Source organism: Vibrio sp. S17_S38, assembly GCF_014694375.1.
Taxonomy (GTDB): domain Bacteria; phylum Pseudomonadota; class Gammaproteobacteria; order Enterobacterales; family Vibrionaceae; genus Vibrio.
Genome location: NZ_JAAUWW010000030.1, coordinates 1 through 16993, shown reverse-complemented (window position 1 = coordinate 16993; position 16993 = coordinate 1). Strand labels below are relative to the sequence as shown.

The following is a 16993-nucleotide window of genomic DNA, read 5'->3' as shown; positions in this document are numbered from 1 at the left end:
GTTAACATAATCACCATCCAGTTTTGTTAAAACTGAATGATACCAAGTGGATCAATTTTCAATTGGTGTTAGTGGATCATTTTTGCACTGGTGGTGACAAATAGCTATTATGGACTGCTTAGTCAAGCTAATCATTGTCAGTTGAGAAAGCAAATATATCATAATAATTTTGGTGAACTTAACCGTTATTGATTGCCCAATAACGGTTATTATAATCACTTCACAATAATAAACTCTAAACGCTCAAATTTAAGGATTTGAGACGCAGGATACGTAGTACGAGGTGAACGGAAGGCCGTAGGAGATGAAGCCATTGATGAGGCTCACGTAGTCATATTTAGAATCATGAGGAGTCGCCGACCAATAGGTGAGGTAGGTCGGCCAACCGCGCTCGATAAACATATCACCGAATATGTCGTATAGATCCATTTTTAACTCGTCTCTTGTCGCTAAAAGCCAGTTCGTCCGGCCGCCGAGACTATGGGTGTTGTAGGTATCGCACAGTGCATTTGCGTTAGCCTATTAGCAGGAGAGACTAGCGGAGATTGGCACAATGGACTATCAAATGCCCTAGAAACACTTCACATGCAAAACATATCAACGAATATGTTAATAAAGGCATTAATGAAACCATTATTAGGGATCATCGCTTTATTATTTACATGTGCATGTGCTTATTGGTTTTTCTTTCCAATGATGACGAATTTGTTACCGATGCCTCGCTGGGGAGGATTGTCACAATTTGCTTATTTATTCAGTAAGTTTTGGGCTAATAAAGGCTTGTATATTATTATAGGTATTATTGTCTTATCTACTATCTCAATAATTTCACTCCCCTTAGCTCCTGTTGGTAATGGTCTAATACGCAAGTACATAGACCAATTACCGGTTTTTTATCACTACCGGTTAATTACCTCCACGAACTTATTGAGGTCTATGGCAAATTTAACCCGGGCGGGATTAAGTTTGTTAGAAGGGATAGACCATATTGGATATAAAACAACACCATATTTGAAATGGCATCTATCTAATGCTAGAAAAAAAATTCAATCAGGTGAGTCCAATATAGGAAAAATCCTCGATACCGGACTCATTCAAGAGCAAAACGTTAGAACCATGCGAATAATTGGTGAAACAGGTAATCATTACGAAACTTTTAATAATAGCGCTGAATTACATAATTCTTTACTAGAAAGCAAAATGGCAATATTTCGAGTGTGGGGAACGGTCGTTATTAAATTTACCGCCTTACTCATCACGCTAATTGTAGGAGGAGGAATAGCTCAATTGATCATCAACATGATCACTCAGCTTCGTTTCTAAATTTCAATGTTCAAATTGACTGGCCACATCATCCGATGTGGTTTTTTTTATCTAAAATCTAAGGTTATTACATGAACCAAAAAACACCTTTTAAAAAAATTCGTGGTGCAGCAATCGCTGACCAACTTGTCTGGATAATTCTTACTGTTGCGGTGTTAGGCTTTATCATTTCACTCGTCCCTCAAGCAAAATACATGTTAAATGTATCTGCGTTTCAATCTGATGTATCAACAATATCAAGTGCGACCTACAACTGGAAAAAACGTCGCCCTAATTACGCTAAAGTCTCAATACAAAAATTATGTTCTGATAATTATCTGAGCAATAGCATTTGTGGTGATAGTAACGATGGAAAATCAACTAACCCATTTGGTGGGGACTGGACAGTAACTCCAAACGCCAACCCTGGTCTTTATAACATTACAGCTACTTTGCCAAATGACACTGATCATATAAACGAGTTAGCAGACACAATGGCTCCCGCTACTCGTAGTAATTGTTCTGAATCTGACAGTTGCGACACATTAACCAAAACCACAAACTCAATCACAATGACATTTTAACTATGAAACGCCATACAAAAGGTATGGCGTTAATAAGTATAATTGCCTACATCATAGTTATGGTTGGATTAACAACGCTGTTACTTAGCGTTTTTTATCCAATTGCCAGAAACTATTCAGATAGTGCTGATATTAATGAAGCGGTAAGATCTATCCATCATTCGGCACTATCAAATTATAAATTAGAGGTTTTAAAAACACGGTGCTTTCATGAGCCAACCCTAACAACCTTGGCTGATTTAGTAGCGTATAACCCAACCATAAAACCTTTAGTTTTAGACCGAAAATGGCAATTCACATTTGATTATCAAATAAATAATACACCGTACCCCCATCCAATCCGTTTAGATGTCTCGGTGCTATTTGATTCAAGTGATGAACTTAATAACGTTTTTCAATACCTCACTCCGCAAACTTCAACCGATCAAGTAATGACATTTAGTTACCCCGTCACAAGCAAGGTATCTAATTATGAACAATTTGATCGTTCAACCGGTTGTATTCACTAGGAACAATAATGAAAAAACACCAACAGGGGTTTGCATCATTAATTAGTTTATTAGTGGTTTTAAGCGTCATTGGTTACTTAGCGACATTTTATGTTCAGCATCAACAAGAGCAGAATATTAAAAACAACCAAAATTCGTTTTATAACCACATCACTAACCTGATCGCCCAAATCAATGCTTATCAATCCGACCAATACGACAACGGTATATTACCAGATAGTCAAAACCTGTTTCCTACGGGCTTAGACACATTACAAGCTAATGGGTATTTACCGGAATGTTCAACGTCTGACAACCAGAATGGCTATTGCTCAACTCCAGAGCAAACACCTTAGGGAGAAGACATTATTTACACCAGGCAAAAAGTAACAGGTAAGAATTATTACAAAGCAACATTAAAGGTAAAGCTTCCACCTTTAACCAATGCCAATACGTTTGAACAGCAAATATCTTTAAGTCTATTTTCTCAGATAGCCGGTGCAAGTTATGACGAACCGAGTAGAGAAATCACAATAACAATTCCTCGATTAGAAAGTTTGTTATCACTAACCGCAGTCGTTAAGCGTTCTGGCCAAGATTCTACGTTAATAGGTAATTGGGATGTGGGTGGTAATTACGCCATCACCAATGCCAAAGACTTTCGAATCAGAAACACCAATGGAACTCAACGCAGCTTAGCGGTTGGGGTTGTAGATTCCTTCACTATTAAATCAGGAAAAAATATCACAAAACCTCAATGCGCATCTGGATTAACCGCTGATGTAGTTACAACTCCTAAATTTTTAGAGTTACCAGCGGGTACTTATGAACATGCTCCTGTTGGTGTTGTTAAATCTACCTATTCCACGTATTGGAACTTAACTCTCAAATACAAATACAAGAATTCATCAGGCAATTGGGTAAATGGTACGAATGGGACAATAACCGTTCAAACTGTTTGCCACTAACGTATAACAATAATGTTATACATAATGTAGAGAGGAAAACACATGAAATTAAAGAGCTTATTTAGTTTAGGAATAGTCACAATGCTTTTCGCTTCAGTCGTTCATGCTGAAGACAAGTACCCATTAGATCCCGCGTATGCCGCCAATAAAAAAGCGATGGCTGAAGCAACAGCTTATGAAGTACAAAAAATGCCATCTAGTAATCCATCAAGTGTAGGAGACAAATGGAAGTTAATTTATTCGGGGGCAGGAAAAAGTTCTGTCACTATTCCTTCTGGAATTAAATTTGTTGCTGTTACATCAGGCAATAGTCTTGCAACAAAATCTTATCCAATACCAACAAATAATAATAATAAAATTTTACTTGATGATATGGCTTTTACCGAAAAAACTTGTTCAGGGGTTCCAGGGAATAACCATGGAACATCATGTTCAACAAAAGATATAGCAATTAGAATATACAAAGAAAACAACCGTATATTTATGTATAATTACAACATTAGCAATAACATAATAACAAGTGTTTATGTTTTATAATAAGAACCTAAGTTTTTAATATAAAAGCACTTCAAAATGAAAATCTTTTTGTGACCCCAATCACCGTGTATAACATTAATGATATACACGGTGATTGTTTTAACCTATTATGTATAACATTAATGTTATACATAATAGATGTACCTATGAACAATCAAAATAAATGGAAAATTAAAGCTTCACTTTTATCTCTAATCACTTTTTCAAGCTTTAATGCCAATGCACTACATTATCCTGACGGTAGTTTTGATAGTGTGAATTGGGACGGCCACCCTTCAATGGTTTACTTTCGGTGCTCAGGAACAGTTATAGCTGGTAAATATGTATTAACAGCTGCTCATTGCGCAGAAAATGGAAATATCGATAGTTCTATTTCAACCGACAACAACTATTACAATGATTGGTCAACAATATCCGATGTTACTCAAGTCAAAACACCAACACAGCAGGCATTAAATAGTGATTTTGTTGGAAAAGTTCTAGCTGACCTATGGAATAATCGTGGACAAGAGCGTATGTACGCTACAGAAACCATTTTTACTAAATTTGCAATTCCTAGTGGTATTGATCCTTACTATACATATGAAGAAGCAGGACATGACATTGCCATATTTACCTTAAAAGAAACTTATGGAACTATTGATAAGATTAAATTCTTAAGCCCTGCACCCACAAATGTAGGTGATAAAGTTCAAGTGTTTGGTTCTCGATATTTAGATAATATGTTTTCAATTGAACAAAATGAAAATCGTTCTGGCTATGGCGTTCTTGATAATATTGTTTCAACAAATAACCCACTTGCAATTTTAAGTGGAGCCCCAAATGGAGAGCCTAATATTGAGACAGAAGAAGGTGACAGCGGTGGTATGTGGCTAAATAGCTCTAAGGAAATTATTGGAGTTTCCAGTACCGGAATGTTAGGAACATCAAATGGAACAATCATTAACGATAATCAAGAGTTTATTTTAGAAAACATCAATGCCTGGCATTCACCAACGTTCATAAAAATGCTAGCTGGCGAACAAAAGACGATTACTATCCAAAACCTTCATAACGCCACTTTCGATATCAACAATACGATTTCAACAACCGGTGATATAGCCTTAGACAGCAATACTTGTAATTCCGTCTCTCCGTGGGCGAAATGTGATTTAGTGGTATCAAGCTCAAATGGTGGTGATGGCCAAATCACTCTCGAAGAAGGTTTCGTTATTCATGTGAATGAACTACCAGCCAAATATATTGAGCCAGATGACAATACCGGTGGAAATGGTGGAAATGGTGGAAATGTAACACCTAGTGATGGTGGCAAGAGCGCTGGCAGCACGGGTATGTTTTCAATATTTAGTTTATTACTCATGGGCTTCATTCGCCGAAAACAAAAATAACGTATAACATTAATGATATACAAAAAGCCTCTAATATTAGAGGCTTTTTTATGGGAGTAGAATAGAAAATGTTAATACAAGTATTAGTCTTTGTTGGTTTTGTGATTGCTCTTTTTGTCGCTATGCACTCACATAAAAACACCAAATTAATAAATAAATCACCGGCTCTTTATAGTAAGAGAAAAAAACAACGTTTATACGCTTTGATCAGGGTATCTTTAGTGCCTTTAGAAATACTTTTAGCCTTATACCTAACTTGTTTAATTTTCGATATACCTACCCTATACATTTTCAACTATAGAGCCTTGATACTCTGCATTGTTTCCGTAACTTTGGGGCTATTGGTTCCATTGCAACTAGTCGCCAATAAAGAAAGCTCTACATTATTAATTGAAACTAATACTTTAAATACGATTTGGAAGGTGCATTTTTCAAAATCAGATTCAAAATTTACCAAGAATCACTACCAGGAACTGAAAAACATTTTACGTTTAGGATTAAGTCACGGTATTAAATACATTGAAATTTCTAGCCCACTCCTTCTACAGCAAGGCCAAAACAGAAATACTCAATTACTAGAAAAGGTATTGAAGCAACATGGCTATAAAATCATTTATGACAGTAAAGACCATTGGTTCAGTCATTCAATCGCGTCAATAAAACTTGTGATGATAAAAACCTTTAAAAAATCAAATCCATTAAACCAATTAGACCCCATGAATTGGAGAACGATAAGGTTCTCATCAACCGTATAACATTAATGTTATACGGTTGCATGCTTTATGGCTTTTCATATCTGATTCTTTTATAATCAAGCCATCAGTCATTGCGACTGATCTCCAAATGGGTGCTTCCCATTTGGGGGGCATTTTAAATAACTACAAGCAGTACAGGTGAAAGGATAATGAAAATGCCAAATACGAATGAATTTACTCAAAAAGATCTGATGCAGCACCTTCTTAACGCTAGTCACCATGCAGCTACTAGAGAAGATATTGCAGATGTTCGTGTTGAGCTTAAACAAGATATATCAGAGCTACGGACGGACGTTAAAGATCTTCGTGTCGAACTGAAGCAGGATATTGTAGATGTTCGTACTGAGCTCTCATTAAAGATTGACAATGTTGATAAGAAATTTGACCGATTAACATGGCTAGTAGTCACCACATTAGCTGCGGTTTTAGTTAGTATTGTAGTGCCAGTACTCACAAATTAACTTATACAATATTAATGATATACAGCCATCATTCGTGATGGCTTTTTTACATCCAAATAAAAACACTTAATTAAATTCAATCCTTAATCGTATAGGTTAAATATGCCACGATATCTAATGTGGCTTTGCCTGGTCTTTACTTCTTCTTGTTACGCATCAGCTCCTTTCGAAGCTAAGTCACCATTTAGCTCTAGTAGTTCCTGGTCAAATCAAGAAATGAACTCATGGCAGAGTCAATATAACCGCCCCAAAGCTACAAACCTTCCACCTTTCTATTCAATCGTCGCGCGATACTCCAGTTACTACAAAGTTCCTAGAAAGCTAGTTTTCGCAATCATTGAAACTGAAAGTCATTTCAATTCTCAAGCGGTTAGCCATGCAGGAGCAAAAGGACTTATGCAACTCATGGATATGCATTCAAGGCGTTGGAAAATTGACCCTTTCGATCCAGAGGCAAATGTAATGGTCGGTACTCACTTAATCGCTACGCTCTTACAAAAGTATGGTTCATTACCCGTTGCTCTAGCAGCCTATAACGCGGGAGATAAAGCCGTATTGAAATATAAAGGCGTCCCCCCCTACAAAGAAACACAAGACTATATAACTCGTGTGATCACCAAGATGAGGAAGTATAAATGAGCAAACATGAACCAATAAAAGTAAAAGGTCACAACTTCTTAAGAGAATGCCATTTCCCTATGTATTGGCTTGCCCGAATGAGAGAAATGAGAATTGGTGACACGTTCATTATGGGGTCGGTTCGTCACCATTATGGCGATGATGGATTAGATTATAGAGGTATTGCAGAAGTATATTGCACCAAAGGAAAGCTGGGCGTTTATTCACTCTATTCAACGTGGAGCTTACTGACGAATAACCCTCTGCGTCCATTAATGTTCAGTAAAATGCGTTTTAAGATTGAACCAGGTGGATACCTGTCTTTCTTTGAAAACTTTAATACTGATTTGAAAACATTTAAACGCACATCACGATTACTCAACTGCCTCATCAATATAGGCGATGATAAAGTCTACAGTTCCCTTGGTTTACCTAGATACTTCTATGGTGTTTGTCTCGATAAGGATAAAAGAACTACTCGTCATTATTGGCAAGAAGGAAAGGGAAAACTGACACATTACATTTTTGGTGATGAACAAATGCCAAAACCAATGATGGAATGCATTTGTGATTATGGCATAGCATCAGGCTTAATTAATTTTGATAAATCTAGGAGCGCTATATGAAAAAAATAGCCATCAGTGCTCTCACACTATCTATTTTATTACATCCATTACCCGCTTTTTCTGTTAGTGATGATGAATGCGCTATTTTAATGTGTGCACCTGTTGGTTTTATGAATAGCAATTGTAAAGCGGCAAAAAGAGCGATGCATAAGCGCGTGCTAAAAGGGAAATCTCCCGCGCCAAGATACTCTCAATGTTCGAAAGAAACACCGGACACTAGCAGCATGGAAGTGAATAATTATATTGCTGAAAATGAGGATACCGTTCAGCCAAATGTTGATATCAAGGAAGGTATAGGCGCTTATATCGCCCCTCAACCCCATGCTTGTAATGCCTATCGTTATTCCAGTAACGATTCATCAACTGAAATATGCATACGCTGGATAGATGTTCCTGAAGAATGGGTAAAAGATATTAGTTGCATTAAGCAATCGAAAGGATACTTATCCTCACCCCCATTTTGTACGAGCACTTTAACGTATCAACAAGCCTTAATTGATAACTTCCCGTCTGGTCATGTTTATTACAGTGATGGTCATCAAGGTGAACTCGGTGGTTATCAAGATGATTTAGGCGATCTCATCATGTTCCAAGTCAACCCCAATCAAAACTCAGGCTCACAGCAACAAGATTATCACGAGGCAGTGAACGGTTTAAGTGAGCAAGATGAAGATGTACTACGCTCAATAAACACAGTGAACTAACGATGTCAGATCAATTTATTAATACACTATTTGGCCTTGTTCCGGTCGCAAAAACAACCGAATGGCATTTAGTTGAAAATTATTTTCAACCCATTAAAGACCTCTACTTAATGGACGGTGTAACCGAAATATTCGTTGATAGGTTCGATAACATTAGTTATGAACTCAATGGGACAATAACAAAATCAAACAATAGCTTTGGTTCTGAAGTGGCTTTAGAAAGCTTGATCACACAGTTATCAAAATGCTTAGACCAACCTATATCAAAAAAGACCCCCATCCTCGATGCTCGTCTTCCTGATTGCTCACGATTATGTTGTACAAGTGTCGGTGTGACTCCCCAAGGAGCAACACTAACACTTCGTGTCGCTCCTAAAGATTTACTCACCATTAATCAGCTTATTGAATATGGCGCACTTCCTAAAGTGATGTTTAATGTACTCATCGAGCACATTAAAATGGGCAGTAATATTATTGTTAGTGGTAACACTGGCTCAGGTAAAACTACCCTCTTAAGAGCGTTAGCGAAATACATTCCTTTATCAGAAAGAATTGTGACTTGTGAAGATACTCAAGAGCTTTATTTAGATTGGCTACCCTTTCGAGTATCACTTGAAGCACCCAAGAGAGAGGAATCAAAAGTTGAATTAAAAACGTTAATTGAAACGGCTTTGCGGATGCGTCCAGATAGAATATGGGTTGGTGAGATTAGGCATTCAGGCGCAGCCGATGCCTTTATTCAAGCGATAAATACAGGTCATAGCGGTTGTGTGACTACGCTCCATGCCAATAGCTGCATAGATGCTATAGAACGTATTCAATACCTTATCTCTAGCTCCGGTCTAATGAGTTATGAGCTTGCCGGAAAGCAAATAACCGGTTCGGTTAATCTGTTTATTCATGCAAGTAGAAACCCTGTTTACGGCCGTAAAATTATCGAAATTATGGAAATAAAAAACCATGAACCTCATTACCTCTACCAATTTAAAGAAGGAAAATAACCCATGAACACTGAATTTATTTCTACTATTTCAAATCAACGAAAGCTTAAAAAGGCATTAAATGGTTTATCTTTAAATGAGCTTGAAAGCATTCAAGATAAACTCTCTAACATTATCGATGACGTTAAATTGAAAGCATTAGAAGAAGAGGAAAAGGAGCAGAAAGAGCTTTTAAAGCTTGAAGAATTAAAAAATAAAATCGTTCAAAGTGGCGTGGATTTTAATAAGTTATCTCAAATAATGAAGACACCTAAGAAGCGAAAAGCATCAAAGCCTACCCCATCAAATTAAGTCAACAGTCCGTCCCAAAACTAGCTTATCCATCAAAATCCACATGAGAGGATTGAGCCGGAACGAAGAGCTCAATCGATTGTGGAGTTTGTGGGTAAGCTATCTCAAGCGTAGAACTAAAGTATTTCGAAATGACATTTTTCAATGCCCTAGCATTGTTAAAAATAGTCAGTCGAAATATTCAAAAAGCGATAATTTCAATACATTAGTATTGTTAAATTTCGCTTTTTTCCTTTGCACTGAAAGTTCATCATTTGGCACAAATGTAAAACATGAACTTGTCAGTGCCGCCTTTATCGTAGCCTCGTGAACTAGGCAAAAACATGATGAAAGTAGCGAGTCCCCGAGCGAATGTAATCATGTTTTTGGCGTTAGTGAGCGTGGCATACGATCCTAACCAGAAAAAATATTCAATCGCCCAAGCGCCCCCTTGTGGGGTTTAATTGCTAATGTTTTTATCTGGTGCGGAGCGTCCAGCGTAGCATCTAAAACAAGCGAGTTCCGAGCGCAGGTTTAGATTGGGGGAGCCGAACCAAAACGCCCGCCCTGGCGAATAGGCGAGTCCTCCCCAGAGGACGGTTTTTGGTTTGGGGGCGAAGCCCGGAAAACGTCGTAAGGAACTGAGACCACCCTCGTTTTCGTAGCTGGATTTAGGAAACTTAAAGGTCAAGTCCCCGCAGACCGAATAAGGAGCCTTAATCCAACTTGAAAAGGGGGGTGGTCGCACTTGCGACGACGTTTTCCCTTTTCTTTTTTTCTTATGAGAGTGGGATTTCTTCTTCGTTCAGAAGAAAAATCACTCACTCATAAGATGTTGATTGAAAACATGTTTTCAATCTTATTCTTTTAATGATCTGATTCTCATCAGATTCCATCCTCTCCAGTCACCGACAACCAACACTGACAACAATCACTGATAACACCCGTTGTTAGTGATTGTTGTCAGTGTTGGTTGTCATAAATCATTAGGATAAAGGTACTTTAGATGCTTGATTTACTCTCCCAAGCACTTCTCAGTGCGTCATTTAATACGATCCTATGGATGTATAAGATCACGTATTCAGGAGGCTTTATATTCGCGCTTATAGCTGGATTATTGATCCCAATTATTTACTTTGATAAACCAGAAAAGGATCTCGAATCTGATATTTCACTGTATAGGATCAGCATTGTAGGTAGCGCCATTTTATTCATTTTTGGAACACTATCACCGATAGTCATTCCATTTCTTGCCATGGCATTTTTAAAGGAAAGCCTTCCTTCAGGTATGCAGTTTTCATTTCCGTTTCCGACTTGGTTCCTCATTATTTTAACCATCTTAGGGATTATTACTCACGTCTACTTAAGACGGTGGATAGCGCCTAAGCGCAATGAACTAAAAATGAAAATGACACAAAAAACGAAACTCGCTCGAAATGAAAAAACAGATGTCCGTGAGATAGCTTCTCACTTACCGACCTCTGAACATTACGACCCCATGAAGTTCATTGATTTAAACAAAGGTATCTTTATTGGATTAGATGAATTAAGACATCCTCAATATATTCCAATTGAAACTTGGCAAACTCAACATGCCGATATCATTGGTACGACAGGGGCAGGTAAAGGCGTTGCCTCCGGCATACTTCTTTATCAAAGTATTCTGGCTGGTGAAGGCGTTTTTGTACTCGATCCAAAAAATGATGAATGGGCTCCTCATCTATATCGTCAAGCTTGTGAAGATGCAGGAAAGCCATTTTTATTAATTGATCTAAACAAACAAGAATACCAAATCAATTTACTGGCAGACATCAACACGGATCAGCTTGAAGAATTATTAGTGGCGGGTTTTTCATTAGCTGAAAAAGGTGATGTTGCCGATTTCTATCGTATCGATGATCGCAAAGCCGCCCGAATATCGGCAAGGCTAGAATTAAGCGATAGAGAAACATTAAGATCACTTTTTAATAGTGAGTATGTTCAAAATATCGCGGAAACCATAAAAGCGTTTTATGGCAAGTTAGAAGAACTTGCGGGATTGAATTCAATCAATGCGGTTAATGGGGTTTCACTTCAACATATTTTCGATAATGGTGGTTGCTGTTACGTTATTGGTTCAATGCGAAACGGTAAAGTAATTGCTGCTCAAAGAATGCTGTTAGTTCGGTTGCTTCAGATTGCTGAAACACGTGATCGCATTAATTCAAAACCTAAACCTATCGCTATATTCTTAGATGAATTGAAATACCATCTATCCAAACCAGCAATGGAAGGATTAGGCGCCGCGCGCGATAAAGGGGTGCATATTATTATGGCTCACCAATCTATCGCAGATTTAAAAGATTGTCCCGCTGACTTGAATGGTGATGCGGTTGTGGGTGCTGTTGTTGAAAATGCCAAGTTCAAACTGGTCTATAAATTACAAGATCCAGATACCGCTAAATGGGTGGCTGAAATGAGTGGCACCATTCTAGTCGATGATGAAACGAGAAAAGTTGAAACCAGTAAAGCATTAACTGAAACGATTTCTTCAGACAGAAGTATTCGACAAGCGGAACGTAATTTTATTGATACTAATATGCTGCTTAATTTACCTAAATTTGTCAGCTTTATCTATTCATCTGAAAACCTCCCGTTTGCTTCCTTGATATCCCCTATCAAGGTGCAAAAGAAAGAGCTGATATTAAGTATTGCCCCATCTGAAGAAGAACTTGCGCACGCTTCTGACGATAAAGATGTATTAGATTTTGATGATTGACTTTGATCTTGAAGCCATGGACTTAGATGAATTCAAACTAGAGGAAGATAAATGAATGACATGCCAAAGCCATCATTTAAAGAGTGCCGGCTAAAAGGAAATAATAGAGAACATGCGGTTCTCAAGTTTCTATCACAAGATACCTTCAGCGATTTTAAAACATTAACTAAAATAACAAAAATCAAAGATAAAGGACAGAATTCAAGATTTATCAAGAATATGGTTAAAAAAGGTTTGATACTCAAACATGAAGTTAATTTTGTTTCTAACAAAATAGCATTATGGGGTATCACACTCGATGGCTTGGCCATCATGGATGAGCCGCTTTTACCCGTATTTGAACCTTCACGAGTTCGCCCTTCAACCTTACAACATCACCTAGACAATCAATTTGTACGATTAACATTAGAAAGCAAGAATTGCACAAATTGGATAAACGGAGACCGAGGCGAGTTTTTTAAAAAATATAATATTAAACATCGACCCGATGGGATCATAACATTGCCATCTGGCCACAATGTTGCGATTGAGACTGAGCGAACATTAAAACGAAATAAGCAACGATACCAAAGCATCATGACCAGTCATTTGCTGGGCCGTCAAAAAAAGATATGGCATCGAGTTTTTTACGTTGTGCCAACCTCAAAACAAAAAGCAGCGCTGCAAATCATGTTCAATGATATTAAGTTCGTCATGATTAATGGCCAACCGGTTAACCTGGAAGAAAAGCATCAAAAAACCTTCAAGTTCTTCACCTACGCAGAACTTGAAAACCTTTCTGAAGTCACGATTTAACACACTTCATTTATCACAATCCTATTCATTCTTTATTGCTAGAAATAGTAAGGAACCCACATGCGTGTATTTATTGCCGAAAAACCCTCTCTTGCTCAAGCCATCTTTGAAGGCTTAGGTGGAAACCCTAAAACCCAAAAGAAAAGTGGCTACTATCAACACGGTCAGGAAGTCGTGACCTGGTGTTATGGCCACATGTTGGAATTATTCGATCCAGAAGATTACAACGAAGATTTTAAAAAATGGGTGTTCTCTGATTTACCGTTAAAAACCATCACTCCGCCAAAGCTAAAACCTAAAGCCGATTCAAAAGCTCAACTCAGCACAATATTAAAATTAATCAAAGAATCGACATCGATTGTTAATGCTGCCGATCCAGATGAAGAAGGCTGCCTGCTCGTCGATGAAATATTAACGTATGCGAAAAATACAAAACCGGTAGAGCGCCTGATTGTTGCCGACCTTAACTTAGCACCGGTTAAAAAAGCCCTGGCTAACATGCAACCGAATGAAAATTTTAAAGGATGGACGGCGAGCGCCTTAGCGCGGTCGTTAGCGGATAAAAGTTTTGGTTACAACCTTACTCGCGGATGTACGTTAAAAGGTCGAGAAAAGGGCTATCAGGGCGTTTTAAATGTGGGTCGCGTACAAAGTGCGGTCATGGGACTCGTCAACATGCGAACGTTGGCCAACCTCAATCACCAAGAAAGCTTTTACTATGATGTTTATGCAGACATGAGCATTAATGGCCATCATATCAACGCAAAATATCAGACAAAAGAAAGCGATCAAATTGATGAGAAGAACCGCCTTATTTCAGAACCAAACGCCAATCATGTTGCGACCCGAAACAAGGGCAAACCCGCTCTGGTCACAATGGCGATAACCAAACCAGAAAATAGTAAACCCCCTTTACCCCTGAATTTATCAACCTTACAACAACTCTGCGCTAAGCAATTTGGTTACAGTGCCACTGAAACACTCGAGATCATGCAAGGCTTATATGAAACCCATAAACTATTAACGTACCCACGAACGGATAACCGGTATTTGTCTGACGAACACTTTTATCAAGTCAATGATATTAGCCAGGCAATGAGTGACACGATGCCAGAATTAGCCGGCTCTATTTCTGACATGGATACGAATCAAAAACACAAAGCTTTCAATGCCAGCAAAATTGAAGCGCACCATGCGATTGTGCCTACCGTGAAAAGCGGTGCAGACATCAAGCTTAGTGTGAAAGAAAAAAATGTGTATCACCTTGTTGCCATTCACTTCATTGGGCTTTTCTACCCCGATGCGATCCGCAACAAAACAAAAGTCATCTTTGATATCGAAGGCGACCAATTTAATGCGACTCAAAGCGTTCTTGAACAGCGTGGATGGGAAGTACTGCATAAAGTGTCCAATGATAAAGAAGATGTATTACCGGAGTTTGATTTATCCACGCTGAGTTTCAATGAAAAAGCGCATTGTGACTCAACCAAAATAGATAAGAAAAAAACCACCCCACTCAAGTATTTTACTGAGTCAACACTATTGGCTGCAATGACTAGGGCGGCAAAATTTATTGATGATCCTGACCTTCGTAAAATATTAGAAGCAAAAGATGAAGGCAGCAGCGATCAAGGCAGTATTGGTACGGAAGCAACGCGAGCCGGTATTTTAGAAAAGCTCGCCAAAAATACCGCATTAATTTCAATTGGAAAGGAAAAGGGGTACAAAGAAAAAATCTGGAAAACGACTCAACAAGGTCAAGAGTTCTGCGCGGCATTACCTGATGAGGTTATAAAGCCGGATATTTCCGCTCAATGGGAAGAAAAAAAGGCGTTGATAAAAAAAGGTAAAATGACGGTTGAAGCGTTTATTTCGGATGTTGATGATTATATTGCTGAACGTATCGAGCATTTAGCGAACAATGGGATCAATATTAGCGTCGATGCGACCTCATGCCCTAAATGTGGTGACGGTTTTTTACTTAAACGTAAAGCGAAGAAAGGCGGTAAAGGCGATTTTTGGACATGTAACCAATATCCAGACTGTAAAACCGCTTTTCCAGATAAAGCCGGCAAACCACAACTCACCGCCCCTAAAAAACCCAAAACGACCATACCGGAAGATGCGCCCACTTGCCCAGTGTGTAACAAAGACAAATTAGTGACTCGTACCGGAACCAAAGGTAAGTTTTGGGCTTGCACCGGTTACCCAAGCTGTAAAACAACCTACCCTGATCTCGATGGCCAACCGAACCTAGAACCAAAGCCAAAATTCAAACCGTCAGAAACCGAATTTTGTCCTCAATGCAAAAAGGCACTCGTTCGACTGCCGGCTAAACGTGAGGGTGTTTTTTGGTGGCGCTGTTCAAGTAAGACCTGTGATATCAAATTTTTTGATGATCCAAAAACAGAGCGGCCTAACTATGAAAAAGGCGCTATTCCAAAAAGTAATTAACGTATAACAATAATGATATACAAGGAGAGAGTATGAGAGGCATTAACAAAATAATCTTAGTTGGCTATACCGGAGAAACCCCTTCCATCCATGAATTCCAAGATGGCGGTAAGTCCGTCGAATTTACGTTGGCCACAAAAGACACCTGGCGAAATAAAACAACCGGTACACAGGAAACCGTGACGGATTGGCACAAAATCAAAGTAAAAGGAAAATTAGCGGAATTTGCGGAAAAGTACATTAAAAAAGGCGCACCTTTATACATTGAAGGAAAAATGAAAACCCGCGCTTTTGGTGAAGAAGGCAACAAAAGAACGATTTCTGAAGTGGTGGTTCAAGGCTTTGATGGAAAAATAGAACTTTTACCGACTGGCCAATCTGTTGAAGTTCAACCTGAAAGCCCATTAGATTTTGATGATGAATAACGTATAACATTAATGATATACACTCATCTTTATGGTGAGTGTGCTTTTGGAGGAAAGTATGCAGAAATACTATCGCGAGAATGAGATTTTTATCGGGCTTGATGAAGACTCGATGCCGATGTTTATTCCGTTGAATATCTTCATGTCTGATATAATCGAAAAAAAAATCAAGTTGAAGAAAAATAGCCAAGGTGTGAGCCTCAAAGTATTATTCGAACAAGTTCACCAGGCAAATGAACATTTAAAACATAAACGTTCACATAAAGTTAAAACGGTAACAATTCAAACACGGCCAACCGAGAAAGATAAAAAGAAAGCCTCTGAGTTAATGACCGCTTTTGAGTCCCTTCTACAAGCAGGTAATAAACAATGAAAGATCATAACGCGCCTAAATTCATCCTCCATACCAAAAAGCTCGCGACTATCTGGAACCCTACTTACTTTGAAAAGAAGGATGTTAAGTATGTCACCGGAGAATTAATCTTTAATAGCTTGTTTTCAGTTGCTTGTTTTGCCACCAACGCTTCAACTGAGCCGAGTGAAAAGCTCTTTGCTTCTAATGTTTGTGTGAAAATTATCGAGAGAATGAAGCGTGTGACGGAAAAGCTGGCGAGTATGCGGTATTCGTTAGAAGAAAAAAGCAGTGGTTTTTTTGTTCGACCATTTGAGCCAGACAGCTCTTTTGTTATGTCTTACGACCAATCAAGATTAGGCAAAGAAACCACGTTATTAATGAAATTATTCATGCAACTGGATCAACATTTCATTTTGTTAAATCGTTATCGATACGAGCAAGAAATTACCCCTGACTTTTGCACAAAGAAGCGTAATGAAACCTACAACTTACTCGCAAGCTGCT

The 16993-nt window shown here is 38.4% G+C and carries 20 protein-coding genes; all 20 read left to right on the top strand.

The window, feature by feature from the left end:
• Window positions 1-624: 624 nt before the first annotated feature.
• Window positions 625-1323, top strand: coding sequence for a hypothetical protein (locus HC725_RS15915; RefSeq protein ID WP_190332849.1), 699 nt, complete (start codon window positions 625-627; stop codon window positions 1321-1323).
• 71 nt (window positions 1324-1394) lie between these two features.
• Window positions 1395-1886: a hypothetical protein gene (locus HC725_RS15910; protein WP_190332848.1), complete on the top strand. Its 492-nt coding sequence runs from the start codon at window positions 1395-1397 to the stop codon at window positions 1884-1886.
• 2 nt (window positions 1887-1888) lie between these two features.
• The gene (locus HC725_RS15905; protein ID WP_190332847.1) at window positions 1889-2395 is read left to right on the top strand and encodes a hypothetical protein; all 507 of its coding nucleotides are present in this window, start codon (window positions 1889-1891) and stop codon (window positions 2393-2395) included.
• An 8-nt stretch (window positions 2396-2403) separates the two neighbouring features.
• The gene (locus HC725_RS15900; protein ID WP_190332846.1) at window positions 2404-2730 is read left to right on the top strand and encodes a type II secretion system protein; all 327 of its coding nucleotides are present in this window, start codon (window positions 2404-2406) and stop codon (window positions 2728-2730) included.
• Window positions 2731-2931: 201 nt separating this feature from the next.
• On the top strand, window positions 2932-3342 hold the full coding sequence (locus HC725_RS15895; protein WP_190332845.1) for a hypothetical protein: 411 nt from the start codon (window positions 2932-2934) through the stop codon (window positions 3340-3342).
• 42 nt (window positions 3343-3384) lie between these two features.
• Window positions 3385-3879, top strand: a complete 495-nt coding sequence (locus HC725_RS15890; RefSeq protein ID WP_190332844.1) for a hypothetical protein — start codon at window positions 3385-3387, stop codon at window positions 3877-3879.
• A 146-nt stretch (window positions 3880-4025) separates the two neighbouring features.
• Window positions 4026-5267, top strand: a complete 1242-nt coding sequence (locus HC725_RS15885) for a trypsin-like serine protease (RefSeq protein ID WP_190332843.1) — start codon at window positions 4026-4028, stop codon at window positions 5265-5267.
• Between the two features lie 68 nt (window positions 5268-5335).
• The gene (locus tag HC725_RS15880) at window positions 5336-6022 is read left to right on the top strand and encodes a hypothetical protein (protein WP_190332842.1); all 687 of its coding nucleotides are present in this window, start codon (window positions 5336-5338) and stop codon (window positions 6020-6022) included.
• 155 nt (window positions 6023-6177) lie between these two features.
• Complete coding sequence (locus HC725_RS15875; RefSeq protein ID WP_190332841.1) at window positions 6178-6483, top strand: hypothetical protein; 306 nt, start codon at window positions 6178-6180, stop codon at window positions 6481-6483.
• A 102-nt stretch (window positions 6484-6585) separates the two neighbouring features.
• Window positions 6586-7122: a lytic transglycosylase domain-containing protein gene (locus HC725_RS15870; protein ID WP_190332840.1), complete on the top strand. Its 537-nt coding sequence runs from the start codon at window positions 6586-6588 to the stop codon at window positions 7120-7122.
• Window positions 7119-7727, top strand: coding sequence for a hypothetical protein (locus HC725_RS15865; RefSeq protein ID WP_190332839.1), 609 nt, complete (start codon window positions 7119-7121; stop codon window positions 7725-7727). The genes HC725_RS15870 and HC725_RS15865 overlap by 4 nt, the downstream gene beginning before the upstream one ends.
• Window positions 7724-8431 (top strand): hypothetical protein, encoded by a 708-nt coding sequence (locus tag HC725_RS15860; RefSeq protein ID WP_190332838.1) that lies wholly within the window; start codon window positions 7724-7726, stop codon window positions 8429-8431. Before HC725_RS15865 ends, HC725_RS15860 begins: the two co-directional genes overlap by 4 nt.
• Window positions 8432-8433: 2 nt before the next feature.
• Window positions 8434-9432, top strand: a complete 999-nt coding sequence (locus HC725_RS15855) for a CpaF family protein (RefSeq protein WP_190332837.1) — start codon at window positions 8434-8436, stop codon at window positions 9430-9432.
• 3 nt (window positions 9433-9435) lie between these two features.
• The gene (locus HC725_RS15850; RefSeq protein WP_190332836.1) at window positions 9436-9723 is read left to right on the top strand and encodes an H-NS family histone-like protein; all 288 of its coding nucleotides are present in this window, start codon (window positions 9436-9438) and stop codon (window positions 9721-9723) included.
• Between the two features lie 985 nt (window positions 9724-10708).
• Complete coding sequence (locus HC725_RS15845; protein ID WP_190332835.1) at window positions 10709-12460, top strand: type IV secretory system conjugative DNA transfer family protein; 1752 nt, start codon at window positions 10709-10711, stop codon at window positions 12458-12460.
• 51 nt (window positions 12461-12511) lie between these two features.
• Window positions 12512-13255: a MobC family replication-relaxation protein gene (mobC, locus tag HC725_RS15840; protein WP_203219085.1), complete on the top strand. Its 744-nt coding sequence runs from the start codon at window positions 12512-12514 to the stop codon at window positions 13253-13255.
• Between the two features lie 60 nt (window positions 13256-13315).
• Window positions 13316-15709 (top strand): DNA topoisomerase III, encoded by a 2394-nt coding sequence (gene topB, locus HC725_RS15835; RefSeq protein WP_190332834.1) that lies wholly within the window; start codon window positions 13316-13318, stop codon window positions 15707-15709.
• A 32-nt stretch (window positions 15710-15741) separates the two neighbouring features.
• A complete protein-coding gene (ssb, locus tag HC725_RS15830) occupies window positions 15742-16134 on the top strand; it encodes a single-stranded DNA-binding protein (protein WP_190332833.1) in 393 nt (130 codons plus the stop codon).
• A gap of 58 nt (window positions 16135-16192) precedes the next feature.
• Window positions 16193-16507, top strand: a complete 315-nt coding sequence (locus tag HC725_RS15825) for a hypothetical protein (RefSeq protein ID WP_190332832.1) — start codon at window positions 16193-16195, stop codon at window positions 16505-16507.
• Window positions 16504-16993 (top strand): hypothetical protein (locus HC725_RS15820; protein ID WP_190332831.1); only part of this gene is annotated, 490 nt, incomplete at its 3' end. The genes HC725_RS15825 and HC725_RS15820, both read left to right, overlap by 4 nt.

What these genes read in the sequence shown, in the direction of transcription:
- HC725_RS15915 (WP_190332849.1), top strand. Translation starts at nt 625, where the DNA reads ATGAAACCATTATTAGGGATCATCGCTTTATTATTTACATGTGCATGT.
- HC725_RS15910 (WP_190332848.1), top strand. Translation starts at nt 1,395, where the DNA reads ATGAACCAAAAAACACCTTTTAAAAAAATTCGTGGTGCAGCAATCGCT.
- HC725_RS15905 (WP_190332847.1), top strand. Translation starts at nt 1,889, where the DNA reads ATGAAACGCCATACAAAAGGTATGGCGTTAATAAGTATAATTGCCTAC.
- HC725_RS15900 (WP_190332846.1), top strand. Translation starts at nt 2,404, where the DNA reads ATGAAAAAACACCAACAGGGGTTTGCATCATTAATTAGTTTATTAGTG.
- HC725_RS15890 (WP_190332844.1), top strand. Translation starts at nt 3,385, where the DNA reads ATGAAATTAAAGAGCTTATTTAGTTTAGGAATAGTCACAATGCTTTTC.
- HC725_RS15885 (WP_190332843.1), top strand. Translation starts at nt 4,026, where the DNA reads ATGAACAATCAAAATAAATGGAAAATTAAAGCTTCACTTTTATCTCTA.
- HC725_RS15880 (WP_190332842.1), top strand. Translation starts at nt 5,336, where the DNA reads ATGTTAATACAAGTATTAGTCTTTGTTGGTTTTGTGATTGCTCTTTTT.
- HC725_RS15875 (WP_190332841.1), top strand. Translation starts at nt 6,178, where the DNA reads ATGCCAAATACGAATGAATTTACTCAAAAAGATCTGATGCAGCACCTT.
- HC725_RS15870 (WP_190332840.1), top strand. Translation starts at nt 6,586, where the DNA reads ATGCCACGATATCTAATGTGGCTTTGCCTGGTCTTTACTTCTTCTTGT.
- HC725_RS15865 (WP_190332839.1), top strand. Translation starts at nt 7,119, where the DNA reads ATGAGCAAACATGAACCAATAAAAGTAAAAGGTCACAACTTCTTAAGA.
- HC725_RS15860 (WP_190332838.1), top strand. Translation starts at nt 7,724, where the DNA reads ATGAAAAAAATAGCCATCAGTGCTCTCACACTATCTATTTTATTACAT.
- HC725_RS15855 (WP_190332837.1), top strand. Translation starts at nt 8,434, where the DNA reads ATGTCAGATCAATTTATTAATACACTATTTGGCCTTGTTCCGGTCGCA.
- HC725_RS15850 (WP_190332836.1), top strand. Translation starts at nt 9,436, where the DNA reads ATGAACACTGAATTTATTTCTACTATTTCAAATCAACGAAAGCTTAAA.
- HC725_RS15845 (WP_190332835.1), top strand. Translation starts at nt 10,709, where the DNA reads ATGCTTGATTTACTCTCCCAAGCACTTCTCAGTGCGTCATTTAATACG.
- mobC (WP_203219085.1), top strand. Translation starts at nt 12,512, where the DNA reads ATGAATGACATGCCAAAGCCATCATTTAAAGAGTGCCGGCTAAAAGGA.
- topB (WP_190332834.1), top strand. Translation starts at nt 13,316, where the DNA reads ATGCGTGTATTTATTGCCGAAAAACCCTCTCTTGCTCAAGCCATCTTT.
- ssb (WP_190332833.1), top strand. Translation starts at nt 15,742, where the DNA reads ATGAGAGGCATTAACAAAATAATCTTAGTTGGCTATACCGGAGAAACC.
- HC725_RS15825 (WP_190332832.1), top strand. Translation starts at nt 16,193, where the DNA reads ATGCAGAAATACTATCGCGAGAATGAGATTTTTATCGGGCTTGATGAA.